Raw genomic sequence first — 24197 nt, 5'->3', positions numbered from 1 at the left:
GGGAAAACGGACACTTCGGGGCAGCACATGGCGCTGATCGGCTATGCGCGGGTCTCCACCCCCGACCAGAAGCTCTCGCTCCAGCATGACGCTCTGAAGCGGGCGGGATGCGAACGTGTTTTCGACGATCAGGCTTCGGGCGCCAGGACCGACAGACCCGGCCTCGCCGAAGCGCTGGCCTATCTGCGCGCCGGCGACACGCTGGTCGTGTGGAAGCTCGATCGGCTCGGCCGCTCGATGAGCCACCTCATCGACAAGATCGGCGAACTGGCATCCCGTGGCATCGGGTTCCGTTCGCTCACCGAGAACATCGACACCACCACGCCGGGGGGAATGCTGGTGTTCAACATCTTCGGCTCCCTCGCGCAGTTCGAGCGCGATCTGATCCGTGAGCGCACCCAGGCGGGTCTGCGAGCCGCGCGCGAGCGCGGCAGCAAGGGTGGCCGCCGCCCTGTCGTCACTCCCGACAAGCTGCGCAAGGCCCGGGCGCACATCGCAGCAGGCCTTACTGTGCGGGAGGCCGCCGCCCGCCTAAAAATCGGGAAAACCGCCCTTTATAAGGCGTTGGAAGGCGCAACGGCGGAATAGCTATGGCACCAAATATCGATCAGATCCGTCACCACGTTACACCAGCGCGATCCCGCGCAGACGCACGCATTCGGGTTATCATAGGAATCTACATAGCCTGCTTTGGGTTCGGTTTTTTCAATCATGCGCGAGACTTTGTAGCATACGGATGGAGGCCCTATGATTGGGGGCCGTTTCAACTCGAACTATTCTGGACATCACTGATATTCTTGGACGCGCTTGCTATTGTGCTACTTCTTTCGCGTTTCAAACGGGCAGGATTGGTTTTGGCCGCGTCTATTATGATCGGTGACGTCGCTGCAAACACCTACGCTCTGGTAGCCTTAGGCATTCCGGCATTTGGCTTTTCGGTGCCGCTTCAGGCAACGTTCTTGGGCTTTATCCTAGGCTCGCTACCGTTCGTTTGGCCCGCAAAACCTTCTGCGTTACGGAGCGCTGGCGCCTGCAGCAGCCTTCCCCCGCATCGTACTGCATTCGTTCGTATATCGCGTACGTAAAACTCACTTTCGTGTAGTCACCCCTAGTAGGCGAAGTCCCGGGCCGAGATACTCGGTTGCCTGATCGAGCTCGTGTGCGCCCCCGAACAGGCGCGCGATACGGACGGCCCAGCGCTCGATCACGCGCCGCGCAAGGCCACCGGCGAGCATCGGGTGGTGTGCTGCGTGGCAGCCGTCGCAGAGCGTCACGAGGTTCGCGAGCTCGTCGGTCCCGCCCATCGATCGCGGCAGCAAGTGGTGAACATCGGCATCGCGGCCGACTTCGCAGCCGCAGCTGGTACAGCGGTAACCGTCGCGCGCGTGGACGACGCGGCGCGTCTCGGCCCAGGTCGACGCTGCCGGCGCGTCTCCGACCGGTCCGGCCGGCGAAAGCGGGGGCGTGATTACGTTCACGCGGGTTCAGCCCTTCCGGCGCCTTTCGTCCTCGACGCGGATGTCCTCCCGGGTCGGTGCCGCCTTCAGCTTGACCAAGCGCGACGTGATGCCACCCTCGTTGCGGTCGAAGCGGGTCATCAGCTCGGAGAGCGTGGCCCCGTTCGACCAGCGCTGCAGCAGGTCCGCATCGTCGCCCTCGGTCCAGCGGACGCCGGTGTTGGTCCCCTTCTCCTGGGTGGACTGCTTCTTCGCGACCGGCTTTGTGACCTGCTTGGGCGTCTTCACGACCATCCCGATCGCGTTGGCGAGACCCGCCCACTCCCGGTTCGTTAGATCGATCAGCTGCCCGTCCGGCAGGCAGAGCCGCGCCGCGTCGCTGCCAACCTGCAGCTCGAACCTTGAGCCGTCGACGGACCACGTGAGAGTGTGGCTGTCGTTCGAAGCGCTGCCATCGGGGCTATGCGCCTGCTCCACAGCCATTAGAACCGTCGACCGGCGGTAAAGTCGACAGCCGGCCCCATGGCGCACTGGTAGCTGGCGGTGCGGTTGATGGAGCGATCGGGGATCAGGGTTTCATCGGTAAGGACGAGCGTCGTGCGATCAAGCGAAACGGTCCGCAGTACCGGGCCCATCGGGGTCCGCATCAGGTCCGGGTTCGGGCCGTCGATCACGATCGTGCCGTCGGTCACGCGCGCGAGCCGCTTTTCACCCTCGCCCTGGTCGTACCGGCCGCGCTTCAGATCCACATTAAGCCGCTTGGTTTCGCCGTTACCCGCGGTACAGGTAAAGCCCGTGACATCGGATTTCGCCTTCGCCAACGCGGGCTGCGGCACCACCGCCAACGCGATCAGCAACACTGCCTTCACCCTGCCGTCTCCCCGTTTTTCGAGCCTAGCGTAGCACTATCCAGTGCTGCTCGTCAGGCTTTCCCACCATTGCGAACGGACTTCGCCGGGGCGCAGACCGGCTCGTCCATCGAGAGGCGGGGGCCGGTGACGGTCTGAGGGCAGGGGTATGCACGCTTGCGCGCGTCGCTGGCATCGGCGTAGCACACCTTCCGGGGTGGAGATCCCCTGTCACCGCGCTTGCTTTCGCATCGCCAGACTAGACCGGGCTCCCTCTCGCCCGGGATTGCCTCATCCGGGTAGACCTGCCCCGGCCAGTATTCCCGACGGCACTCACGCAAATCGCGTTGCTGAACACCGCACTCAATGTACTTGTCCCACGGCTTGACGAAGATTGTCTGCGGAGCCGCCTGCCTTGCTCGCGACTGGGCTTCCGCAAAAGGTGCCTCAGAGCGCCGACTTTCTACGGCTCCATACACACCCGCCACGACCAGGATCGCTGCAACCGGTAGGGCGGCCAGCGGCGCGTGCTTCACGGCGCCTCCGAAGCATTGTCAGTGACGAGAGCCTCCTCCTCACCATCGACCTGCTCCACCTCGCTGTCATCGACGACGACCTGGCCCGTTTCATCCCCCGCGGTCCAGACGATCGCGTCCGCTCGCGCTTCGTCATGCGTCGCATTCAGCGCCGGTCCCATAGCGAGGATCTCTGTGATCCGACGCACCGTTTGTGCGAAGTGGAGCACCTCTTCACCACGAAGCGGCCGCCCCATGATCGCCGTCTCGCGGTACGAAAGCCACTTCTTGAGGGCCTGGTAGCCGCCCGCAGTGTAGCTCCACACCTTGGACGGCACAGCCCGCCAACCCGCCGTCCCGTTCATCTCGATATCGACGGCTCGATCACCGGTGACGTCCAGCAATGCAGCCAACGAAAGGCCGTGCCGGTTTGCGATCTGGCGCAGAGCCTCCAGTTCCGCCTCGGTCCACTCCCTTTCTGTCGCCATGCCCGCGCCGGGCATGATCAGTCGCGTTCCGCTGTCCTTCCGCTGTACCGAACCCCAGCCCGCGGTGACCTCGTAGGACGAGCCGTAGGGCAATCCGATCGAGGACAGTCCCGGCAACAGCGCCCCGCGGCTGACCCCATCCACGCCCACCTCGACGTCGAGGAGCGCCGCAAGTCTCGCCCCCAGCGCCGCAGAGCGCGCGAACGTCTCGTTCGACGCCGGGATCGGGATACGCGGCCAGTCGACACGCAGGGCATCGATGTACCGGGCCTCGTAGACCGGCGCATTCAGGGTGGCGAGAACGTGGTCGAACAGCTGGTCACTCGTGAGATCCCGCTCGGCCAGCATCGTCTTCACCGACTTGGCGAGGTTCGGCTCGACATTCTGGGTGTCCTGACGAACCCGGGCCGGGAAGATCGACACGTTGCTCTCGACAAGGTGGTGATCGCCGAGAACGCTGACGGACTGGGGCTTGTAATAGACCCCCATGCGGTTCCGGACGCCGGCCGTGAGGAATCGGTTTCCTACTTCTGCATTGGCGAAAAACTCGGGGCGTTTCTCGTCAATCAGCTTGGTGTCGGGGTCCCAATATGCCCAACGAACGTCAAAGGGCCGGTAGGCATAGCGCACGATCTGGCCGAGTTGATATTTCCGCTCGATCAGCGCTTTGCGCGTGGTTGCCGCGTTGTACCGTTCGGTCGTGTTCACGAGAGCAGGGTGCGACTTCGCGAGCTCGGCGTCCGTCGTCTTCGGGTCGAGATAACGCTCGATCCTGCGCTCAAGCGCGTCCCGATCGACGTCGACCAGGAACTCGTCCCGACTCGTCTTGACGCCCGGAAACCCGACAGGCAGCAAGCTGGGTAGCAGAGGCCATTCAAAGTACGCCGGATCGACGTCGAACGGCATGAACTGCAATCGCATCGGCAAGGTCGGAGCCACGGACTCGTAGAGGGTCGCCGGGTCGGCTTCCGCCGTCGCGGCAAGCGCCTCCCTCTTGCCGGCGCCCCAGATGTTACGGAAGCCGATCACATCGGTCGGCTGATGATCCTGGTGGCGCACCATCGTGACGATCGCCGTGCCTACCTGGATGCCCGCAGGGTTGGCCGTGGTGGCGAACACTGACGGGTCGGCCAAGCCGTCCGGCGTGCGCTTTCCGGTCTTGTACTTGTCACCGTTCAAACAATCGACGTTGATCGTGTCGAATGCCTCCAGATACCGCTCCCGCATGCCGGAACAGCTAGAGCTGTCCAGCCAGCTGTAGTTGGAGATGAACGACACCACGCCCTGGCCTGTCTTCTCGGCAATGCGCCGCTCAGCCATTCGGAAGAAGCGGACGTAGAGCTCGTTCAAACCCTGGCCTTGAGCAGGCGCGACCTTCTTGACCTTACGGTACTCATTCGAGAGCGCCCGCTCCTCCGGGTTGGAGGACACGCCGGCGAAGCCGTCATAGGGTGGGTTTCCAAGCACGACGAGGATCGGCCTGGTCTGCTTCACGGCATCGGCCGAGGCCCGCTCTTCCTCCAGCTCCGCGAAGGGCAGGGGCTTGTTCGTGTGCGGCTCCCACCCGGTGAGAGCGTTGGTCAAGTAGATCCCCGGCCGCGCATCGTCGGGTAGCGGCGCGCCCATGTTCGAGAGCGTGATGCCCGCCTGCATGTGGGCGACGACGAAGGGCGCCGGCATGATCTCGAAGCCGAAAACGCGGTTGCAGGCGGCACTTCGGAGCCGGTCGGCGACGGCAGAGCCTAGCCCATGTGCCGCCAGGTTCGCCTCGATCCGGCGAAGCACGGAGTTGAAGAAGCCCCCGGTCCCGCAACACGGGTCGAGGACATAGACCCGCTCGTCAGCGAGCCCATCCGCAATGCCCAGATCGTGCTTCAGTGCGCGATCGACGCGCGCGACCATGTAGTCGATCACCTCGACCGGCGTGTACCAGACCCCGAACTGCTTCCGGAGCTTGGGATCGAACGCTTCGAGGAAGGGCTCGTAGAAATACTGGACCGCCCGCCCTTCCTCGAAGCGCTTCAAGAACTCCTTGGCGTCGATCCGGTTGAGCGTCTCGCCGGTCCAGTCGAGCACCTCGACGAGGTCCAGCTTCTTGATGTGCTTTGGAGCGGTGAGCTGCTGAAACAGTGTCGCCACGAACGGCACATGGAGGGTCCATGCAGCCGAATGCCAATCGAACCGCGCAGGGTTGCGCGGTGTGGTGCGCGCCCAGATGCCCCATGCCGAAAACAGCCCGTAGAAGAGCGTCTGAATGAGGGTGGACCTGAAGAAATGATCACCCTTCTCGCCCTCGAAGGTGATCCCGAGGGCATCCTCCAACGCGGTACGGATCGTCTTGAGCGCCGGCAGATCACCAGCGGCCTCGACCCTCGCCAGTGCGTCGCGAGCATAGGATGCCAGAAACCAGGCAACGTCCTTGGGTTGAACGAGAGCGACATTCTGCGTGAAGGCGCGCCGGAGGTACTCGACGAACGCGCGGCCGACTGACTTGGCGGCTTCAGCCGGCTCCTGAACGAGAGACCAGAACTCGGGCGCGCTCTGCGCGATCGCGAACGCTTCGAGACGTGCGGCCTGGCCGTCGGGTCCGCGTCCGACCAACTGGAAGGCGCGCAGGTTGGTCACGAGGACTAGTCCATAGCCTTCGAAGTATTTAGTCAGCTGCTTGGGTGTCGATTTGAACAGGCTGTCATCGGCGACGCCCTTGACCTCTACCACCCCGCGCTCGGGCGCCTGCCCCGGCCGCGGTGCGCCCTTCTGAATCTGCCGCGCTGCAAACAGACCGAAATCGGGGCTGCCGGCGCCGGTGTTGGCGAGCTGCGAAACGGGCAGCACCTTGGGCCGGAGGGAAGCCCCCACGCGCTCGAACAGTGTGTTCAGCGCAGGGTAGTAGGCGGTCTCTGGCGTGCCGGCCCCTAAAGCATGGACCCGGCGGACGGCCTCGAAGAACTCCTCCGCGATCTGTTCAGGATTGTACGCCACGCTGCCCCTTCACGCTGACACCCGGCTTGCGAACCGTGCCTCGATCCTCCTGTTAACAAGCTGCGTGACCTTTTGCGCGACTTCTTCAAGCGTCGCCGTCAACCTGTTGAGCTGCGACAGCGTCCCTGACAGCTCTGGTCCATAGCGGACTGTCAGGTACTCCCTCCCGCTGGTAAGCCGGTGCAGATGATCGGCCGTCCGCTGGCGCAGGACGAGACCGCACTCTCCCGCTCGCTTCGCGCGCGCCCCGAGGTCGTGCTGCAGCCCACGGACTGCTTGGGGTGTCTCGCCAGCATCAAGCATCAGCGCGTTCAGGTAGAGCTCGATCGCGTGGATCGCTAAAACGCGGGCCGGAGCGAGCTGGTGTGGCTCCGATCCGTGAGACCGCGCCATCAGATGCAAGCAGCTACCGCGAAACTCGTGTGCGAGGTTGAGGATCTGCCAGGCGCTCGCCGCCGAACCCGGGTACGCTGGCACGATGTCGTCAGGCATCAGCTAGTGCGTTCCTCGGAAGCGGGAGGGACTCCGTTTTCCATCGTTCCGCTGGTCCCGTCCATCTGTCGTGGTTCGGCCTCATCGACAAAGCTCAATAGCATATTCAGGAGTAGAAGTTCTTCGAACGCGTGATCGTCTGGTACATCCGGTCGATGCGCACGGGGGTTCCTGATCGTGCCAAAGGCTCCCTCAAAGAGCTTCACCCGCGCGATTACCTCGCCCTTCTCTAAGTCGGGCCATACGAGAGGTGCGTTGTCCTCAGAAAAGGCGTTGTTCCAAAATGCACCCTCGCGCTGACCCCTTGACCTGGCCTTGGGCAGCTGCGTCTTCACTCGATGCTCGATGTCTCGAGCGACGTCACGCAGAACCTGGCCTGGCTTTACAAAGAACTCTTGCGCGGTTGAGCGTAGAGAAGGATGAAGCAAGGATAAGGGCAGGACGGGTCGGCCGTACTCCCAAGTACTTCTCTCACGAAAGTAAGGCGCGTCGAGGTAATGAGTGAAGTGCTGCCTCCGTCGTACGTCACCACCATTGCGAATGAGCTCGATATCCTCATCCAAGAGCGCACAGTGTCTCGCGCGTAAAAGGACGTCTCTCCTTACAACCGCATCTTCGGGGTAGCAGTCGCGATCGACCAGAAGCTTAATTGAACTCGCTAGTGCTCGAGCACCTTGGCCGTTGTAACCAGAGGTGAGCCCGCCGCGTACAACAACGGCACCGTCAGTTGTTTCGATCAAGAGCGCGTGGTCACCGTGCCCGAACGTATCGAGATCCGAGACGATCCAAGCTTTTAGAGGCCTGGAGCACGTACCTAGAAGAGCAAGCAGATCGCCGATAGCTTCGTCGCATGTAGGGCCGCCTATATACCGGGGTTGCCCGGTGTCGTTACCTCGCTCCCCAACGAGAACGGCCCAGGCATAAGCGCGGAACTGTCTGGTTACGTAGGATCTTATAGACACTTGCTGGACCTCGCCTCCTGCGGTGGGTCAGAACGCGCCTTCGACGACATCATCATTTCTGGTCCCGCGAAGCGCGTCCCTCTGTTCCTGGAGCTCGGCTTCGCGTGAGCAATGATACCACTCGTTGCCCGCGGTTCGGCACAAGTCGATCGCCTTCGCTTCTTGCTCGAGACGCCGCTCTTTGCGGCAGTGGGCATCACGATTGCGTGCGTCCGAGGCAGCACACATCATGTGGGAGGAGTAGACACGGTCCACCAGCGCCAGCTCCGAAGCGCTGAAATTGTTTTGGACCAAGTTCTCTCGGGACCGGGCCTGCAGCTTTTCGAGCGCACCCGGCGTATTCCTCACCTCATCCTCATCCAGCTTGGTCAGGGCATCATCGCTTTCGTCGCGGCTCGACTGGGCGTTTACAATGTCCGGCCGAGCAACCTTGCCAAGCATTGTAGCCAGCGGGCCGCGGAGTGCTGACACGTCGACGGAGATGATTGGGCTGCGAGGATCCGAAAGGTTCGCCTTCACCTGGTATGCGAACGGCGCATCTTCGCTACCCTCCACCCCTTCAGCAGAGATATGAAGTGTGCCCGAGCATTCGACGCTCTGGTTTGCACGGTCCACAGAGGTACTGGTCACGTCGCCAGCAACGAAGGAAAGCTTGGCCAGCCACCCGGCTTTAAGTTCGTCATATCGCTCGGCGAGAAGCTCGTCGCGGGGCGCCTGCGCGTTCTCTCGGACGACGTCATACGCCTGAGACAGAATGGCATCAGAGACACAAACCTTGGGATCACCGCTCTGAAGCATCGACTCCGGTGATCCCGAGCAGGCCGCAAGGGCCGCCAGCCCAACTATGCAAGCGATGTTCCGTGTTCGCATCTGTGCCTTCCCCCAACACAAGCTATTCGCCCATTTACAACGGATCGCCTTAGGCCATCTCGACGGTACGGGGACAAGCCACCTGACTATTCAGTCGCGGTCGACCGGCCGACCGATCCCGACCGCCACCATCGTATCGAGGACGCGCTGGAGCAGGCTGGACGGCAGGAAGCCGTAGCTGGTGGACGGCTCGCGCCCGGGGATCGGCCGCGTATCGTAGCCCGGCCAGGCATAGCGGTTCCACTCGCTGACCACGATCCACGACCGCTCGCCGGAAAGCCCGAGCTGCCGGCGAACAGCTTGCGGCATCTCGATCGCGACGTCGTCGGCGCCGGGCTCCTTGGTCGTGAAGGGAACGACATGGACGAGGGGAAGACCATCGCGGCTGACTGTCATCAGCACGACGGCGACAGGTCGGTCCTTGATCCCTTCGTCGCGACCCTCGCGATACTCACGCTCCCAAAGATAGCTGTAGTTAAGGACTTCACCCGGCTCCGGCAGCTTGGAACTGCCTTTCGGCTTCTTCGCTGCCTGGCCCGGGTTTGACGGCACGGAGCGCGTCGAGGGTTTCTTCATCCAGATCCTCCGTGCGCCCGGCGACCCGTTCACGGCGTCGCAGGCGCTCATATTCGTCCACAGGAACCATGATGAAGCGCACCCGGCCGTTGCGGCTGACGCCGACAGGGCGGATCATCGCCTCGTCGGAATAATGGCCGAACTGCTTCTGCAGCGTGCCGGACGGCACGATTTCCATGCTCTTCGCCATGAGCGGCGCTCCAATCTTGTCGCAGTTACCGTGGTAGGATCTGTTTGAACCGCCTGCCCGCGGGCTGTCCTTCAGTGCGTTGCGGATCTCCGCTTGGCCTAGCGGCCGTTCTCTTTGCACATCGGGACGTCTTCAGCGTGTATGGCGGTCTTGTTGCGTTGCGTTTGTCTGTTTCCGAGCGTTACCTGGAGCAAGCCAGCCTGAAAGGCTGACAGGCCGGATCATGCGGATAATCCGGGAAGCCGTCAAGACCTGGTTCACCCGGCAAGGATGCACATTGTTTATTCCAGTAATGTTATTTCCTGGAAAAAAGAAGGTAGCCGGATCGGGCACGTTTGTCGGCATTCTCGAACTGCTGGACATTGGTCCCGTGCCCCTGTCTGAGCGCCTGATCACTAATACAGTGGACAATCTTTCAAACGAGCGGATCGCGCGAGGCGTGGAGGATCCTGCCGGATTGAGGGTCGCTAAGGTGGATCGATGCGGCACGTCAGATCGCGGGGTTTGCCGTGTCCTGCCCCACGCAGCGACACAAACTATCGATTTCGAGAAAGCGTTTCGAGAAAGGCTTCTGTTATCGTAACCGCCAGAGGCCAAGGATCAGACAATCAGCTTGGACCCAGGGCTTCGATAATCCTGCAGTCGGCCACGGTGTTGCGGCTACAGGAGTCGATCAGCGCGTCCAGCTCGCTTGCAAGCGCCGTCAGGTCGGCGATCTTTCGCGCGATGGCATCTCGATGTTGGTTGGCGATCACGTCCACGGCCATGCAGGATTGTTCGCGACGATCGGCGAGCCCCATCAGCTCCCGAACCTGTTCGATCGAGAAGCCGAGGTCGCGCGCCCGACGGATGAAGGACAGGCGCCGCAGATGCTCGCCCTCGTAGGTCCGGTAATTCCCGGCCGACCGCGCTGGCGTCGGCAGCAAGCCGATCTGCTCGTAATAGCGGATCGTCTCGACCTTTGTGCCCGTCGCCGAGGCCAGCTTCCCGATCGTCAGTTTTTCAGACACAGCGCTTGACCCTCTAGCGACTAGAGGGTGCATATAGGCTGCCAGATCGATTCTATCGAGGTGGCGAAATGGCCTGCACGAGCTGCGCATCCGACAAGGCGGGCACCCTCAATGACCCCAAGTGGCGGCGCGCGTTGTGGATCGCGCTCGCGATCAATGGCGGCATGTTCGCGATCGAGATCGTCGCAGGGATCACGGGCGGCTCGAAGGCGCTCCAGGCCGACGCGCTCGACTTCTTCGGTGACGCTGCCAATTACGCGATCAGCCTGGGTGTCGCTGGGATGGCGATAGCCTGGCGCGCGCGTGCGGCGATGCTGAAGGGAGCGACGCTTGCCCTGCTTGGGCTCTATGTCCTGCTCGCGGCGGGGTGGGGTGCGCTCCACGGCGCTGTGCCCCATGCCGAGGTCATGGGTGTGGTGGGCGTTGCGGCGCTGATCGCGAATGTCGTGGTCGCAGTGATGTTGTACCGCTTTCGCAGCGGAGACGCGAATATGCGCTCGGTGTGGATCTGCTCGCGCAACGATGCTGTCGGCAATATCGCCGTGGTGCTGGCGGCAGGCGGTGTGTTCGGCCTGAATAGCGCGTGGCCCGATCTTGCGGTGGCCGCCTTGATGGCCATGCTCGGTTTGTCAGGTGGCTTCCAGATCATGCGGCAGGCGCAGGCCGAATTGCGATCCGGTTACGCGTCGGCCCCCTCCACTTACAGGCAGCCGTTACATGGCAGCCGGTAAGATGCTAAGGCGTAGGCCGATGCACCGGCTTTCCGCCTTGTTCCTCTGTCTCATGCTCATGCTGTCGCTTGGGCTAGGATCGGTCGCGCATGCGACCGAGGCGGTGGGCTGCGTCGATACCACCGCTGCCAGCTCGCTCGAACATAGTGACGGCGACGCCGACCAGGTGCCGGCTGATGCCGATAAGGCCTATCCGCACCATCATGGCGGTTGCCATGGCCATCATATCGGGGTTCCGTTCGAGACTGGTCGTGTCGCCTCCGTGAGCGGGCTGCCCATGGCGCCTGCCGCGTGGAACGACGATCCGATGGCACGGATGTCATCGGGCCCAGCTCTGCGACCTCCCCAAGCCTGACAAGCGCCTAATCCGCCGGAAGCTTCCCGCGCGGTAATCCAGGTTCGTCAGGAGTTCGTCACCATGTCCCGTTTTCTCGCGGCCTTATTGGCCGTGACGTCGTGCGCGTCGATCGCGCACGCGCAATCATCCGAGCCGGCCTCGACCAGTCCCTCGCTCACGCTCGAGCAGGCGCTGGCGCTCGCCGGCGCAACCGCGCCCACCCTCGAAGCCGCAACGGCAGGGGTACGGGCAGCTGAGGCGGCGCGGACCGTCGCCGGCTACCGCCCCAACCCCTCGATCGTTGCCGAAACCGAGAACATCGCCGGAAGCGGCCAGTATCGTGGCCTGCGCAGTGCGGAGACGACCGCCGGCGTGGCGCTCCCGATCGAGCTAGGCGGCAAACGGTCGGCCCGGATCGCGGTCGCCGATGCTATCGGCAATCGCGCGCGGATCGGAACGGCGTTGGCCGAGGCCGATCTCCGGCTCGCCGTCACGCAGCTCTACATCCAAGCAGCAGCGGCGGAACGCCGCCTCGTGACAGCCCGCGAACAGGCCGGGATCGCGCGGGAGGCGCTACGCGCAGCCGGTGTCCGCGTGCAGGCGGGGCGAGCGTCACCGCTCGAACAGCAGCGTGCCGATGTGCTGCGCATCAACGCGGAGACGGCCGTGGAACGTGCGCAGCGGCTTGCCGAGGTAGCGCGGGACAATCTCGCGCGCCGGATCGGCCAGTCCGTAACCGGGCCGCTGGACCTCGCATGGTATGATCGTGTCGAGGGCTTTGGACCGGCAAGGCCGATCGAGCCGGGTGGTACGCTCGCCCTGGCGGCCGCCCGGGCCGACGCGACGACGGCCGAGGCACAGGTCCGGCTCGCCCGATCGCAGCGCGTTCCCGATGTGACGTTGAGCGCCAGCGCGCGGCGGCTCGAGGCGACCAATGACGTTGCTGCGGTGTTCGGGGTGTCCATTCCCTTTCCCGTCTTCAACAACGGCAAGGCAGCCGTCGCCCAGGCGCGCGCGCAGAGCGATCAGGCGCAGGCCCTTCGGCGTGCCGCCGAGCTGGACGCAGCGCAGGACATCGCGAACGCCCAGGCCGAGGTGGCGAATGCCGCCACCTCCGCACGCAATGCGAGCGGTCCGGTGCTGGCCTCCGCAGCTGAGGCCGCGCGCATTGCCCGGATCGGCTACCGCGAGGGCAAGTTCAGCCAGCTCGACTTGCTCGATGCCGAGCGGACCCTGTCCGAGACGCGCACCGCCGCGATCGACGCGCTCGCCATTTATCATGACGCAAAGGCACGCCTGGAACGGCTCGTTGCCGCCGCGCCCTCTCCTGAGGAAAACAACCAATGACGAAGATCATCATGCGGGCGTTGGCCCCCGTGACCCTGGCCCTCATCCTTGCGGGATGCGGCGGGACCGGCAGCGGCGGTGACGCCGGCGAGAAGGCCGGAGCCGAGACGGCCGAAGGTGCCGAGGCCAGCGAGGCCAAGGAAGGTCCGAAGGATGCCGTCACGCTGTCTGCGCAGCAGATCGCGGACGCCGGGATCGAGGTCACGCGGCCAACGGTCGGCGGGGAGGCTGGTGCGATCGAGCTTTCGGCAACGATCGAAGGCGATCCGCAAGGCGTGCAGGTGGTATCGGCATCGGTGGGCGGGCGGCTCGTCTCGCTGACCCGCAATCTCGGCCAGCCTGTCGGTCGCGGCGATCCGCTCGCCGTTATCGAGAGCCGCGAAGCAACCTCCCTCAAGGCAGAGGTGGAGGCCGCTCGCGCGCGTGCCGCCCTCGCGCAAACGAACCTTCGTCGTGAGCAGCGCCTGTTCGCCGAGCGCGTCTCGCCGGAACAGGATCTTGTCGCGGCGCGGACCGCCGCGACGGAAGCCAGCATCGCGCTCCGCCTAGCGCAGCAGCAACTGTCCGCGACCGGCAGCGGGGGCGGTGCGCTCAACCGCATCGCAGTGCGCTCGCCGATTGCCGGTCAGGTCATCGCGCGCTCGGCCACGCTCGGGCAGACGGTTGCCGCCGACGCCGAGCTTTTCCGGGTCGCCAACCTCTCCAAGGTCACGGTCGCGACCTCGCTGGTGCCCAGCGATGCGGGCCGGGTGAAGCCCGGTGCCCGCGTCGAGGTGACAGCAGCGGGTCGCCGTCAGGAAGGGCGTGTCACGTTCGTTTCACCCATTCTGGACGAGACGACACGTTTGGTGCCGGTCATCGTCACGCTCGACAATGACGGCAGCAACTGGCGCGTTGGCGAGACGGTCAATGTCTCGATCCTGGTGCCGGCCAGCGGGGATCGCACGGTCGCCGTGCCATCGGCCGCGGTCCAGATGATCGAGGACAAGTCGTTCGTCTTCGTGCGGACCCCGACGGGGTTCCGGGCGACCCCGGTGACACTGGGGCGCACCAACGGCGGCCAGGTCGTCGTCACCTCCGGGCTCACCGGCTCGGAGCGGATCGCCTCCACCAACAGCTTCACGCTCAAAGCCGAACTCGGCAAGGGCGAAGGCGGGGACGAGGACTGAACCATGATCGGCCGCATCGTCACCCTCTCCGTCGAGAAGCGTTGGCTAGTCCTGCTTCTCACCGTCGCCGCTGCGCTGCTCGGGATAGGCGCGCTGCGCCAACTCCCGATCGACGCCGTTCCCGACATCACCAATAACCAGGTGCAGATCAACGTCGTCGCCCCTGCCCTTTCCCCCGACCAGATCGAGAAACAGGTCGCGTTCACGGTCGAAACCGCGCTCGCCGGCATCCCTGGCCTCGAATATACCCGTTCACTCAGCCGCAACGGCTTCGCCCAGGTCACGGCCGTCTTCACCGAGAAGACCGATATCTACTTCGCCCGTCAGCAGGTGGCGGAGCGGCTGCGGACTGCGGAGGAAGACCTTCCCGAGGGCATAAACCCTGAAATGGGGCCGATCGCGACCGGGCTCGGCGACATCTTCATGTGGACGGTCGAGTACCGTGAACTGGATCAGGTCCATCACCGCAACGGTGAGCCCGGTCTGCAACGCGACGGCAGCTACATCACGCCGGAAGGCGATCACCTCGTCAGCGAGGCCGACAAGGCGACCTACCTGCGCACTGTCCAGGACTGGATCGTCACGCCGCAGCTCAAGAGCACGGAGGGACTGGCGGGGGTCGACTCCCTTGGCGGATACACCAAGGAATATCTCGTCGTCCCCGACGTGCAGCGCATGGCCGCAATGCGGCTGACGCTGCAGGATCTCACCACGGCCCTGGAGCGCAACAACACCAGTGCCGGCGCCGGTGTCGTCAACCGTAACGGCGAAGGTCTCGCCGTCCGTTCCGATGGGCGCGTGCGTAACGCCGACGAGCTTGCCCGAACCGTCGTCGCCACCCGCGAGGGTGTGCCGATCCTGCTCAACCAGATCGCAACCGTTCGGACCGGCCAGGCTCTGCGCATGGGCTCCGCGTCCGAAAACGGCCATGAGGTGGTCGTCGGGACCGCCGTCATGCGGATCGGCGAGAACAGCCGTACCGTCTCGACCGGGGTCGCCGAACGGCTGACCCAGATCGGCCGCTCGCTGCCGGTCGACGTTGTCGTGAAGCCGGTGATGAACCGCACCGAGTTGGTGAACTCCACCATATCGACGGTCGCCCGCAATCTCGCCGAAGGCGCGCTATTGGTCATCGTCGTCCTGTTTGCCCTGCTCGGCAACTTCCGGGCGGCGCTGATCGCAGCTCTCGTCATCCCGATCACGATGCTGCTCACCAGCATCGGTATGTTGGAGGCGGGCGTTTCGGCCAATCTGATGAGCCTCGGCGCGCTCGACTTCGGCCTGATTGTGGACGGCGCCGTCATCATCGTCGAGAACGCATTGCGGCGCCTTGCCGAAGCCCAGCATGGCCGGGACGGCGAGCTGACGACGGAACAGCGGCTCGGGCTGGTCGCCGCGTCCGCCCGCGAGATGATCCGCCCGTCAGTTTACGGGCAGGCGATCATCATCCTGGTCTATGCGCCGTTGCTCACCTTTACCGGTGTCGAGGGCAAGATGTTCGAGCCGATGGCGCTCACCGTCATCATCGCGCTCGTGTTCGCCTTCATCCTGTCTCTGACCTTCGTGCCCGCGGCGATCGCCATTTGGCTCAGCAAGCGGGTGGAGGAGAAGGAAAGCCGGGTCGTCATCTTCCTCCGGCAGCGCTACGAGCCGGGGCTCGATGCGGCGATGCGTCGTCCGACGCTCACCATCGGCGTCGCGATCGGCGCTTTGGCGCTCGCCGGTGTCGCCTTCACCACCTTGGGGCAGGAGTTCCTGCCGCAGCTCGACGAGGGCAATGTCCTTGTGCAGGCCGTGCGCATCCCCGGCACGTCGGTCGACCAAAGCCAGGCGATGCAGTTTCAGGTTGAGAAGGCGTTGGCCAAGGCACCGGAGGTCCGCTTTGCCTTCTCGCGGACAGGTACGTCCGAGATCGCATCGGACCCGATGCCGCCGAACGCCACGGACACCTTCGTTATCCTGAAGCCGAAGGCGGAGTGGCCCGATCCCGGTCTCTCCAAGGAAGAGCTGGTGGAGCGTCTGGAAAAGCGTCTCTCCACCCTCCCCGGCAACGCCTACGAGATCACCCAGCCCATCCAGATGCGGTTCAACGAGCTGATCGCGGGCGTGCGCGGGGACATCGCCATCAAGGTGTTCGGCGACGACTTCGGCGAGATGAATGCGACCGCGGATCGGATCGCCGGCATCCTTCGCCGGACCCAGGGTGCCGCAGACGTGCGGGTCGAACAGACCGAGGGCCTGCCGATGCTCGACATCCGGCCGAACCGCACCGCTATGTCGCGCGTCGGCGTGACCGCCGGCGACGTGCAGGACACGGTCGCCGCCGCCATCGGCGGCCGACAGGCCGGCGTGATCTTCGAGGGAGATCGCCGCTTCCCCGTCATGATCCGGATGGCGGAAAGCTCCCGGTCCGACCTGACGGCGGTCGCCCAGGTGCCGGTGCCGACCGCGAGCGGCGGTTTCGTACCGCTCTCGACCGTGGCCGATATCGCCGTCGTAGATGGACCAAACCAGATCAGCCGCGAGAATGGCAAGCGGCGTGTGGTGGTGCAGGCGAACGTCCGTGACCGCGACGTGGCGGGCGTCGTTGCCGATGCCCGGGCGGCGATCGACGCCCAGGTGAAGCTGCCGGCAGGGACGTACCTTGAATGGGGCGGCCAGTTCGAGAACCTGGCGTCCGCTCGGGATCGGCTCGCTATCGTGGTGCCGATCTGTTTCGTGGTCATCATGCTGCTGCTCTACGGGGCGCTCGGCTCCGTTCGGGATGCGCTGATTGTGTTCACCGGCGTCCCGCTGGCGCTGGTGGGAGGGGTGCTCGCGCTTGTGCTGCGCGGGATGCCCTTCTCCATTTCCGCGGCCGTCGGCTTCATTGCGCTATCCGGCATCGCAGTTCTCAACGGGTTGGTCATGGTGACGTCCATCCATGACCTGATGCGCGATGGCATGGATCGCGCGGCTGCGGCGCATCGAGGCGCGCTGGCCCGGCTCAGGCCTGTCGCGATGACTGCGCTTGTGGCTTCACTCGGTTTCGTACCGATGGCGCTGGGACATGGAGCGGGCGCCGAGGTGCAAAAACCGCTCGCAACCGTGGTTATTGGCGGCCTCATATCCGCGACGCTGCTCACATTGTTCGTGCTGCCGACGCTCTATGCCCGTTTCGGCAGCCGAGAGCTGCCGGTCCCGGAAAGCGATCGGCAAACTGCCGCTCCTGACGAGAAGGTGCCGGCATGAGCGAAGAGAGCTTCGACCTCGACACGGCCGAGAAGCGCCGGACGCTTTGGATAGTCCTGTTGCTCAATCTGGGCCTGGCGGCAGGCTTCGGGGTGTCCGGCGTCATGGCGGATTCCAGCGCCCTAATCGCAAACGGCTTGGACAACGCCTCCGATGGCATCGTCTACATCATCAGCTTGCTTGCCCTCTCGCGCTCACAGGCGTGGAAGCGGGGGGCCGCGGTGACATCGGGCATCCTGCTGCTGCTCTTTGCCGCGGGTGTGCTGCTCGATGCCGGGCGGCGCTATTTCTCGGGAAGCGAGCCGCTCGGCCCCACTATGATCGGGATGGCGATCATCGCGGCGGTCGTTAACGGGCTTTGCTTGTGGCTGTTGAAGCGATTGCGCGAGCCCGATGTGAATATGCGCGCTGCGACAACCTTCAGCCTCAACGACTTCGTGTCCAATGGGGGCATCATTCTAGCCGGCGTGATCGTCGTTTGGACGGGCCAGAACTGGCCTGACCTTATCGTCGGCATCGCTGTTGCCGCTATCGCGGTGAAAGGCGGCCTCGAAATCCTGCGAGACGCTCGCTCGGACGCGGGCACGAAAGGAGCCAATCAATGAGCGCAGGCCATGACCATGGGGGGCATGCCCACGACCACACCGATGGCGCGAATGCCCAGATGCTGAGCTGGGCGCTGGCGCTCACGACCGCCTATCTGGTTGCCGAGGTTGTTGGTGCGTTCGTCTTCAACAGCCTCGCGCTTCTATCTGACGCAGCTCATATGCTGACAGACGTGGCAGCACTGGTGATTGCGCTGCTCGCGATCCGGTTCGGACAGAAGCCGGCCGACGACAAGCGGACGTTCGGCTATAAGCGGTTCGAGATCCTGGCCGCTGCTTTCAACGCCCTGCTGCTCTTCGGTGTGGCGATCTACGTGCTGGTGGAGGCGGTGCAGCGCTTCCGCCAGCCCGAGGCGGTCCAGTCGACCGGGATGATGATCGTCGCCGCGATCGGCCTGGTGGTGAACCTCATATCCATGAAGCTGCTCACGTCGGGCAAGGATGCGAGTATGAACGTCAAGGGCGCCTACCTTGAGGTCTGGGCCGACATGATCGGGTCGGTAGGCGTGATCGCGGGTGCGCTCGCGATCCGGTTCACCGGTTGGACGTGGGTCGATCCGATCGTCGCGGTGGGGATCGGCTTATGGGTGCTGCCCCGAACATGGGTGCTGCTCCGGGACACGACCAACGTGTTGCTCGAGGGCGTTCCTGGAGGGATCAAGCTGCCCGAGTTGCGTGCCGGCATCGCCGGCCTGTCCGGCGTGGCTGGCGTCCACGACCTCCATGTCTGGTCGATGGCCTCGGACGACATCAACTGCACCGCACACGTCACGCTTGCCGAGGGTGCCGATGCCGATGCGGTCAGGAAGAGGGTCGCGGACATGCTCGATAGCCGGTTTGGGATCGAGCATTGTACGATCCAGACCGAGGCAGCGGCCGAGCTGTGCGAGGACACAGGGCACCTGCACCCGTGAACGCGCGGTGGCCATGAGAAAGCCGCGGCGCTGGACGGAAGAAGCCGACGCAGAGCTTCGCCAGCGGATCGTCGCGAAACAGCCATTGGCGACGATCGCGAGGGAGATGGATAGAACGATGGATGGCGTTCGGGGGAGGGCGGCTGCGCTGCGGGTCGCTCTTCCGTCTCCTACGCGGCCCTGGCGTGAAACAGTGAAGCGGGGGCCTGCGCCGAAGCCGATGAAGGATCAGGCTAAAGGTGACGAATGAAGGCATCCGGCTGAGGGACGAGCCGGCGCCGCACGTACTCCTCCATGAGCGGGGGCTCACGTGGAGATCACCGATGCACGATCATATGAGCGCCGAGATGCAGGCTTGCATGGACGCCTGTCACCACTGTCACGTCACCTGCCTTTCGATGACCACGCAGCATTGCCTTCAGGTGGGCGGCGCACATGCCGCGCCCGACCACATCAAGATCATGCTCGACTGCGCGCAGATTTGCGCCACCTCACTCGATTTCATGGCGCGCGGGTCCGACCAGCATAAGCTCGTATGCGGCATCTGCGCCCGGATCTGCCGGGCTTGCGCGGAGAGCTGCCGGGGTCTCGACGGCATGGAAGACTGTGTCGCCGCGTGCGAGCGCTGTGCTGATGCATGCGAGAAGATGGCCGCCTGATCGGCGACGGGCGGGCGGCGGTCGGCCGCCCGCTTCTCACATCGCCGTTGCGGGAGGCTCGAGCATTCCCAGCCAAGCAACCAGCGCCAGGATCGTGACGGCACAGCTCGCTTCGATTGCGAGGCTGCGCCGCAGCGCACCGAGCGCAGCCCGATGATCGCGCGCGGCAAGCGAGCGCTCGAACGCCGGCGTCAGCCGGAAGCGATTGAGGGATGCCAGCCCGAGCATCGCGCCGAACAGCGCCAGCTTGGCGAGGAGGAGCTGGCCGTAGAGGCTGGTGGGAAGTCTCGGCAGATTGCCGGCGCCGACCAGGAGCCAGCCATTCACCAGCCCCGTCACAACGATGGTGCCGACCACGATCGTGCCGACCAGACCGAAGCCGTGCAGTGCCCGATGGGTCAGTTTGAGATGGGCGACGTCGACACGAGCTGCCGGCCGCACCACGAGCAGCGTCAAGCCGAGCAATGCTCCGACCCAGGCTCCGGTCGCCAACAGGTGCAGGATGTCGGCCAGCAGATGGACCCAGCCCGTCGCGCCCTCATCCATCGCGCCATGGCCCGTCCAGGCGAGCGTCGCGAGCGCAATGCCTGCCGCGAGCACCACCAGGCCGAGCGGCGCAGTACGTCCTGCCGCGATCAGCGCCGCGATCACGGCCACAATCAGCGCGACCATGCGCGCTTCCCACGCCGTGCCCGGCGCGGACCCGGTAAGCAGCATCCCGATCGCTTCCCGATCGATCGGCCATGCCGGCGCGCCGGCCATCGCCGCTGCGAGGAGGACGAGCGCGATGCCGGAAAACAGAAGGCCGAGCAGCCCGGTCCCCACCAGCCAGGGGCGCAAGGCGAGTGCGTCTGCGCGCTCCCCGGCCTTGAGCCCGTAGAGGCTGAACGCCGACAGGCCGAACAGCCCGCTCAACGTCGCATAAAGCGCGAAGCGGACCCCGATCAGCGGCCAGTCGGCGTCCACCTCACTTCACCGCGAAGGCGAAGTTGCCCGACACCCGATGCGTGTCGGCCGAGACGACGTGCCATGCGACGCTGTAGCGGCCCGCACCGAGCGGCGACTTGGGCACCACGACCAGCGTTCGACCGTCGGATGCAACCTGGGTGGTGGCTGCTACTTTCATCGGGGAGTGCGTGGCGCCGCCATGCCCCGTCATCATCAGGTCCGCGCCGGAGAATTTCGGCATCAGCTTCTCGCTGAACTGCAAAGCGACACGCGCGGGCTTGGCAACGGTCGTGTTGGGCGCGGGGGAGGCCACAACGAGCTTCGGGTGGGCCTGCGCCGCACTGGCGAGGCTCAGGAGAGCGAGGGCGGCAGGAAGAGCGAGACTATGCATGGGTTACTCCGACGAGGTTCGTGCACCCTTCTACGCGGCGCGCTGCCCGACCCCTCACCAGCGGTTGAGGGATGATGGGCAGCGATGCGTATCCGATGATAGAGGGGCGGAGTGGAAAGCATGGACGATCTAGACAGAGCATTGGCGCGACTAGCGGGCGCACCCGCTCCGGCCGCGTTGGAGGGTATCGAGGACCAGATCCTCGCACGGATCGGCAGCCGCCCCGCCGTGCGCGGGGCCGGGCTCGGGATCGGTGTGATAACCGCCGCGGCGCTCGGTATCGGGATCGTCGGTGCCGAGCTGCCCGCGACGGCAAGCCCTGCTGTCTCGCTCGCGCCGCTCGGCGGAGCCTCCCCCCTCGCTCCTTCCGCGTTGCTGATCGGCGAGCCATGACCTCGACCAAGCGGGTTGTCCTGTGCGCCTTGCTCGCCTTCCTGGCAGCGATTGGTGGTGTCTTTATCGGGCGCGCGCTGCTGCCGCAGCCCAAGCAACCCGGTGCGGCGCTCCACGAGGTGCTGCACCACAAGCTCGCGCTCGATGGCGACCAGCAGGCCCGATTGAAGGTGCTCGAAGACCGGTTCGCGGTGCAACGCCGCGCCCTCGAGCTGGAGATGCGTGCCGCCAATGCCCGCCTTGCCGAGGCGATCGAGGCCGAGCACGGCAATGGTCCGCGGGTGGCCGCTGCGGTCGACCAGAGCCATGCCGCGATGGGCGAGCTGCAGAAGGCGACGCTGGCGCATATCTTCGCCATGCGTCAGCTTCTCCGGCCCGATCAGACCTCTCAATTCGATGACGCGGTGGTGAAGGCGCTCACCGACGGCCAGGGGTGAGCCTCGATTGGACCGCGCTGTCGGATGGCGAACTGGCGACGCTCAGCATCGCCGGCCGACAAGCCGCTTTCGCCGAGATCGTGCGACGCTATCGGCAGCCGATGTTCCGGCTTTCGCGCGCCTTCCTCGGCGATGCCGACGAAGCGCTGGACGTGACGCAGGAAGCGTTCGTGGCCGCGCATCAGGCCTTGTCGCGCTACGACCCAAACCGATCGATGCAGGCGTGGCTCACGACCATCGCCGTCAACAAATGCCGCGATTGGGCGCGTAAGCGTGCCGTGCGCCGGTTTCTGTCGTTCGCGCTGCCGAACGACGAACAGGTCCAGAGCATCGTTGACGAACAGGTGCCGATCGACGACGCGGCCGGCGATCGGCAGGAACTCGACCGCGTGACCCGCGCCATCTCGACCCTGCCGGCTAACCTGAAGGAGCCCCTGGTACTTCGGACGATAGAAGGCCTGAGCCAGGCCGAGACGGCCGAGGTGCTGGGGATCAGCCAGAAGGCGGTCGAAACCCGCCTCTATCGCGCGCGAGCACGGCTGCTCGAAAAACTAGGGAACCGCTGAGGGCTGGACGGATCGGCCGCGTAGAAGAAGCGACGGCCCTTTCACGGCCCCATTCTTAGGAGCTTGCATGTCGCGTGTTCTCGACCGCCGCCAGGTGCTGCGCGGTGCCAGTCTGGCAGGAGGCGGCCTCGCCTTGTCGGCCTATATGCCGGCATGGGCACAGCCCGTCTCCGCCGGCATCGCCAAGCCGTTGCCCACGGTGTCGGGCGAGGACATCACGCTCAAGGTCGCCCATCAGATGATGATGATCGACGGGCGGCAGAGCCACGCGATCGGCATCAACGGCACCGTGCCCGCGCCGCTTATCCGCTTGCGCGAGGGACAGAACGTCCGCCTCCACGTCGTCAACGAGCTCGACGAGGAAACCTCGATCCACTGGCATGGGCTGCTGCTGCCGTTTCAGATGGACGGGGTGCCGGGGATCGCCTTCCCCGGCATTCCGGCGCGCTCGACCTTCACCTACGAGTTCCCGATCATCCAGAGCGGGACCTACTGGTATCACAGCCATTCCGGGCTTCAGGAGCAGGAGGGACATTACGGCCCGATCCTGATCGACCCGAAGAACCCCGATCCGGTGAAGTTCGACCGGGAGCACGTGATCGTGCTGTCCGACCACAGCTTCCACCACCCGCACTACCTCTTCGATCGGTTGAAGAAGGAGTCGGGCTACTTCAACCGCCAGCGCCAGACCCTGGCCGGGCTTCTCGCCGGCAAGGATCAGTCGCTGAAAGAGCGGGTGGAATGGGGCAAGATGCGGATGGACCCCGCCGACGTCGCCGACGTCACGGGCTCGGTCTACACCTACCTGGTCAACGGCTACGGCCCCAAGGACAATTGGACCGCGCTGTTCCGCCCCGGCGAGCGGGTGCGGCTGCGCTTCATCAACGCCTCGTCGATGACCACCTTCAACGTCCGCATTCCAGGCCTGCCGATGACGATCGTCGCGGCCGATGGCTTGAACGTGCGCCCGGTCGAGATCGACGAGTTCCAGTTCGGCCCGGCTGAGACCTATGACGCAATCGTCACCCCGCCCGACCTGCGCGCCTATACGCTGGTAGGTGAGAGCGTCGACCGCTCCGGGATGGCGCGCGCGACGCTTGCTCCGCGCGAGGGCATGGCGGCCGAGGTGCCCCCGCTCCGCAAGCGCCCACTCGCGACCATGAAGGACATGGGCATGGGCGGGATGGATCATGGTACGATGGACCACAGCGCCATGAACCATGGCGCGACGGGCGCCGCCGCGGGATCGATGGCCGGCATGGACCATGCTGCAATGGGGCATGGTGCAAGCGTCGGCACGATGCCGGGCATGGACCATTCCCAGATGAACCATGGCGCCTCTGGCGCTGCTGCGGGCGGCGGCATGGCGGGCATGAACCACGGCCAGCCCGAGGGCGGCGCCATGGCCGGAATGGATCACGGTTCCGGCACGATGTCGACGACGACCGGCGATCAGATGGGCGGGATGAACATGGGTGGCATGAGCCATTCCATGCGCGACTTCAGCAATGCCCCCGAGGTGAAGAAGGGACCGGGCGTGCAGACCATTTCGCCGATGCCGGTCGATCGCACCGGCGATCCCGGGCAGGGCCTGGAGAACGTCGGACACCGCGTTCTCACCTACCGCGACCTGATGGCGCTCGATCGCAACCCGGACACGCGTGCACCGGAGCGGGAGATCAAGCTCCACCTCACCGGCAACATGGAGCGCTACATGTGGGGCTTCGACGGCGAGAAGCTGTCGGAGAACCCCGACCCGATCACGCTCCTCCACGGCGAGCGCGTGCGGGTAACGCTCATCAACGACACGATGATGGGCCATCCGATCCACATCCATGGCCACTTCTTCGACCTGGTGACCGGCAAGGGCCCCTACGCGCCCCGCAAACACACGGTGCTGGTGCAGCCAGGAGGGACGGTGAGCTGGGACGTGACCGGCGAGGAAGGCGACTGGGCCTTCCACTGTCACATGCTCTACCACATGCACGCGGGCATGATGCGTGTCGTCCAGGTCCGCAAGGCCGGGGAGGCCGCGGCGTGATCCGGGCGTTTCTTCTCGCCGGTATAGCGCCGCTCGCC

General features: G+C 64.9%; 25 protein-coding genes. 13 read left to right on the top strand and 12 right to left on the bottom strand.

Going from position 1 to position 24197, the window contains the following annotated elements; genetic code table 11:
- Positions 1-27: 27 nt before the first annotated feature.
- Positions 28-588 carry a recombinase family protein gene (locus CKY28_RS06145; protein WP_056383868.1) on the top strand — a complete coding sequence of 187 codons (561 nt, stop codon included), beginning with the start codon at positions 28-30 and terminating at the stop codon, positions 586-588.
- Between the two features lie 500 nt (positions 589-1088).
- Here CKY28_RS06145 and CKY28_RS06140 read toward each other — a convergent pair whose 3' ends face one another.
- The 10 genes from CKY28_RS06140 to CKY28_RS06095 form a co-directional block, all read right to left on the bottom strand.
- The gene (locus tag CKY28_RS06140; protein ID WP_217989546.1) at positions 1089-1478 is read right to left on the bottom strand and encodes an HNH endonuclease; all 390 of its coding nucleotides are present in this window, start codon (positions 1476-1478) and stop codon (positions 1089-1091) included.
- Positions 1479-1484: 6 nt separating this feature from the next.
- Positions 1485-1940: a hypothetical protein gene (locus CKY28_RS06135; RefSeq protein ID WP_095997426.1), complete on the bottom strand. Its 456-nt coding sequence runs from the start codon at positions 1938-1940 to the stop codon at positions 1485-1487.
- Positions 1940-2326, bottom strand: a complete 387-nt coding sequence (locus CKY28_RS06130; RefSeq protein ID WP_141243863.1) for a hypothetical protein — start codon at positions 2324-2326, stop codon at positions 1940-1942. The genes CKY28_RS06135 and CKY28_RS06130 overlap by 1 nt, the downstream gene beginning before the upstream one ends.
- A gap of 511 nt (positions 2327-2837) precedes the next feature.
- The gene (locus CKY28_RS06125) at positions 2838-6290 is read right to left on the bottom strand and encodes a type ISP restriction/modification enzyme (protein ID WP_217989545.1); all 3453 of its coding nucleotides are present in this window, start codon (positions 6288-6290) and stop codon (positions 2838-2840) included.
- 9 nt (positions 6291-6299) lie between these two features.
- A complete protein-coding gene (locus tag CKY28_RS06120) occupies positions 6300-6782 on the bottom strand; it encodes a hypothetical protein (RefSeq protein WP_095997424.1) in 483 nt (160 codons plus the stop codon).
- Entirely contained in the window at positions 6782-7744 is a 963-nt protein-coding gene (locus CKY28_RS19330) for a TIGR02391 family protein (RefSeq protein WP_095997423.1), read from the bottom strand. Before CKY28_RS19330 ends, CKY28_RS06120 begins: the two co-directional genes overlap by 1 nt.
- A 27-nt stretch (positions 7745-7771) precedes the next feature.
- On the bottom strand, positions 7772-8542 hold the full coding sequence (locus CKY28_RS06110; protein WP_095997422.1) for a hypothetical protein: 771 nt from the start codon (positions 8540-8542) through the stop codon (positions 7772-7774).
- Between the two features lie 162 nt (positions 8543-8704).
- Positions 8705-9016: a hypothetical protein gene (locus CKY28_RS06105; protein ID WP_245841635.1), complete on the bottom strand. Its 312-nt coding sequence runs from the start codon at positions 9014-9016 to the stop codon at positions 8705-8707.
- An 82-nt stretch (positions 9017-9098) separates the two neighbouring features.
- Complete coding sequence (locus CKY28_RS06100; RefSeq protein WP_095997421.1) at positions 9099-9380, bottom strand: type II toxin-antitoxin system Phd/YefM family antitoxin; 282 nt, start codon at positions 9378-9380, stop codon at positions 9099-9101.
- 608 nt (positions 9381-9988) lie between these two features.
- Positions 9989-10390 carry a MerR family transcriptional regulator gene (locus CKY28_RS06095; RefSeq protein WP_245841633.1) on the bottom strand — a complete coding sequence of 134 codons (402 nt, stop codon included), beginning with the start codon at positions 10388-10390 and terminating at the stop codon, positions 9989-9991.
- A gap of 68 nt (positions 10391-10458) precedes the next feature.
- Between CKY28_RS06095 and CKY28_RS06090 the strand changes: the two genes are divergently transcribed.
- The 8 genes from CKY28_RS06090 to CKY28_RS06055 all read left to right on the top strand — a co-directional run bounded on the left by CKY28_RS06090 (position 10459) and on the right by CKY28_RS06055 (position 19383).
- Positions 10459-11121 carry a cation efflux transmembrane domain-containing protein gene (locus CKY28_RS06090; RefSeq protein WP_095997419.1) on the top strand — a complete coding sequence of 221 codons (663 nt, stop codon included), beginning with the start codon at positions 10459-10461 and terminating at the stop codon, positions 11119-11121.
- Between the two features lie 19 nt (positions 11122-11140).
- Positions 11141-11476, top strand: coding sequence for a hypothetical protein (locus CKY28_RS06085; RefSeq protein WP_141243862.1), 336 nt, complete (start codon positions 11141-11143; stop codon positions 11474-11476).
- 63 nt (positions 11477-11539) lie between these two features.
- Entirely contained in the window at positions 11540-12805 is a 1266-nt protein-coding gene (locus tag CKY28_RS06080) for a TolC family protein (protein ID WP_095997417.1), read from the top strand.
- Positions 12802-13974, top strand: a complete 1173-nt coding sequence (locus tag CKY28_RS06075) for an efflux RND transporter periplasmic adaptor subunit (protein WP_095997416.1) — start codon at positions 12802-12804, stop codon at positions 13972-13974. The genes CKY28_RS06080 and CKY28_RS06075 overlap by 4 nt, the downstream gene beginning before the upstream one ends.
- 3 nt (positions 13975-13977) lie before the next feature.
- Complete coding sequence (locus CKY28_RS06070) at positions 13978-17205, top strand: efflux RND transporter permease subunit (protein WP_095997415.1); 3228 nt, start codon at positions 13978-13980, stop codon at positions 17203-17205.
- On the top strand, positions 17202-17810 hold the full coding sequence (locus CKY28_RS06065) for a cation diffusion facilitator family transporter (protein WP_066779375.1): 609 nt from the start codon (positions 17202-17204) through the stop codon (positions 17808-17810). Before CKY28_RS06070 ends, CKY28_RS06065 begins: the two co-directional genes overlap by 4 nt.
- Positions 17807-18724 carry a cation diffusion facilitator family transporter gene (locus CKY28_RS06060; RefSeq protein ID WP_095997414.1) on the top strand — a complete coding sequence of 306 codons (918 nt, stop codon included), beginning with the start codon at positions 17807-17809 and terminating at the stop codon, positions 18722-18724. Before CKY28_RS06065 ends, CKY28_RS06060 begins: the two co-directional genes overlap by 4 nt.
- A gap of 335 nt (positions 18725-19059) precedes the next feature.
- Positions 19060-19383, top strand: coding sequence for a four-helix bundle copper-binding protein (locus CKY28_RS06055; protein ID WP_245841631.1), 324 nt, complete (start codon positions 19060-19062; stop codon positions 19381-19383).
- 36 nt (positions 19384-19419) lie between these two features.
- On the opposite strand, the gene copD is transcribed toward CKY28_RS06055, so the two are convergent.
- Together copD and copC are read right to left on the bottom strand one after the other, a co-directional pair.
- Positions 19420-20349 carry a copper homeostasis membrane protein CopD gene (copD, locus tag CKY28_RS06050; RefSeq protein ID WP_095997413.1) on the bottom strand — a complete coding sequence of 310 codons (930 nt, stop codon included), beginning with the start codon at positions 20347-20349 and terminating at the stop codon, positions 19420-19422.
- 1 nt (position 20350) lies between these two features.
- Positions 20351-20722, bottom strand: a complete 372-nt coding sequence (gene copC, locus CKY28_RS06045) for a copper homeostasis periplasmic binding protein CopC (protein ID WP_095997412.1) — start codon at positions 20720-20722, stop codon at positions 20351-20353.
- A gap of 120 nt (positions 20723-20842) precedes the next feature.
- On the opposite strand from copC, the gene CKY28_RS06040 reads away from it, so the two are divergent.
- From CKY28_RS06040 to CKY28_RS06025, 4 genes are all read left to right on the top strand, one after another.
- The gene (locus CKY28_RS06040) at positions 20843-21115 is read left to right on the top strand and encodes a hypothetical protein (RefSeq protein WP_093008121.1); all 273 of its coding nucleotides are present in this window, start codon (positions 20843-20845) and stop codon (positions 21113-21115) included.
- Positions 21112-21552 (top strand): periplasmic heavy metal sensor, encoded by a 441-nt coding sequence (locus CKY28_RS06035; RefSeq protein ID WP_041043253.1) that lies wholly within the window; start codon positions 21112-21114, stop codon positions 21550-21552. The genes CKY28_RS06040 and CKY28_RS06035 overlap by 4 nt, the downstream gene beginning before the upstream one ends.
- Positions 21549-22118, top strand: a complete 570-nt coding sequence (locus tag CKY28_RS06030; protein ID WP_041043254.1) for an RNA polymerase sigma factor — start codon at positions 21549-21551, stop codon at positions 22116-22118. Before CKY28_RS06035 ends, CKY28_RS06030 begins: the two co-directional genes overlap by 4 nt.
- 67 nt (positions 22119-22185) lie before the next feature.
- Complete coding sequence (locus CKY28_RS06025; protein WP_095997411.1) at positions 22186-24159, top strand: copper resistance system multicopper oxidase; 1974 nt, start codon at positions 22186-22188, stop codon at positions 24157-24159.
- The last annotated feature ends 38 nt before the right edge of the window (positions 24160-24197 follow it).

Origin of the sequence: Sphingomonas lenta, from assembly GCF_002288825.1 — a bacterium.
In the GTDB taxonomy this organism is placed as follows: Bacteria; Pseudomonadota; Alphaproteobacteria; order Sphingomonadales; family Sphingomonadaceae; genus Sphingomonas; species Sphingomonas lenta.
Note: the sequence above shows the minus strand (reverse complement) of the source record. Positions and strands in the feature narration are given on the sequence as shown.

What these genes read in the sequence shown, in the direction of transcription:
- CKY28_RS06145 (WP_056383868.1), top strand. Translation starts at nt 28, where the DNA reads ATGGCGCTGATCGGCTATGCGCGGGTCTCCACCCCCGACCAGAAGCTC.
- CKY28_RS06135 (WP_095997426.1), bottom strand. Translation starts at nt 1,940, where the DNA reads ATGGCTGTGGAGCAGGCGCATAGCCCCGATGGCAGCGCTTCGAACGAC.
- CKY28_RS06120 (WP_095997424.1), bottom strand. Translation starts at nt 6,782, where the DNA reads ATGCCTGACGACATCGTGCCAGCGTACCCGGGTTCGGCGGCGAGCGCC.
- CKY28_RS06110 (WP_095997422.1), bottom strand. Translation starts at nt 8,542, where the DNA reads ATGCTTCAGAGCGGTGATCCCAAGGTTTGTGTCTCTGATGCCATTCTG.
- CKY28_RS06100 (WP_095997421.1), bottom strand. Translation starts at nt 9,380, where the DNA reads ATGGCGAAGAGCATGGAAATCGTGCCGTCCGGCACGCTGCAGAAGCAG.
- CKY28_RS06090 (WP_095997419.1), top strand. Translation starts at nt 10,459, where the DNA reads ATGGCCTGCACGAGCTGCGCATCCGACAAGGCGGGCACCCTCAATGAC.
- CKY28_RS06085 (WP_141243862.1), top strand. Translation starts at nt 11,141, where the DNA reads ATGCACCGGCTTTCCGCCTTGTTCCTCTGTCTCATGCTCATGCTGTCG.
- CKY28_RS06080 (WP_095997417.1), top strand. Translation starts at nt 11,540, where the DNA reads ATGTCCCGTTTTCTCGCGGCCTTATTGGCCGTGACGTCGTGCGCGTCG.
- CKY28_RS06075 (WP_095997416.1), top strand. Translation starts at nt 12,802, where the DNA reads ATGACGAAGATCATCATGCGGGCGTTGGCCCCCGTGACCCTGGCCCTC.
- CKY28_RS06070 (WP_095997415.1), top strand. Translation starts at nt 13,978, where the DNA reads ATGATCGGCCGCATCGTCACCCTCTCCGTCGAGAAGCGTTGGCTAGTC.
- CKY28_RS06065 (WP_066779375.1), top strand. Translation starts at nt 17,202, where the DNA reads ATGAGCGAAGAGAGCTTCGACCTCGACACGGCCGAGAAGCGCCGGACG.
- CKY28_RS06060 (WP_095997414.1), top strand. Translation starts at nt 17,807, where the DNA reads ATGAGCGCAGGCCATGACCATGGGGGGCATGCCCACGACCACACCGAT.
- CKY28_RS06055 (WP_245841631.1), top strand. Translation starts at nt 19,060, where the DNA reads ATGAGCGCCGAGATGCAGGCTTGCATGGACGCCTGTCACCACTGTCAC.
- copC (WP_095997412.1), bottom strand. Translation starts at nt 20,722, where the DNA reads ATGCATAGTCTCGCTCTTCCTGCCGCCCTCGCTCTCCTGAGCCTCGCC.
- CKY28_RS06040 (WP_093008121.1), top strand. Translation starts at nt 20,843, where the DNA reads ATGGACGATCTAGACAGAGCATTGGCGCGACTAGCGGGCGCACCCGCT.
- CKY28_RS06035 (WP_041043253.1), top strand. Translation starts at nt 21,112, where the DNA reads ATGACCTCGACCAAGCGGGTTGTCCTGTGCGCCTTGCTCGCCTTCCTG.
- CKY28_RS06025 (WP_095997411.1), top strand. Translation starts at nt 22,186, where the DNA reads ATGTCGCGTGTTCTCGACCGCCGCCAGGTGCTGCGCGGTGCCAGTCTG.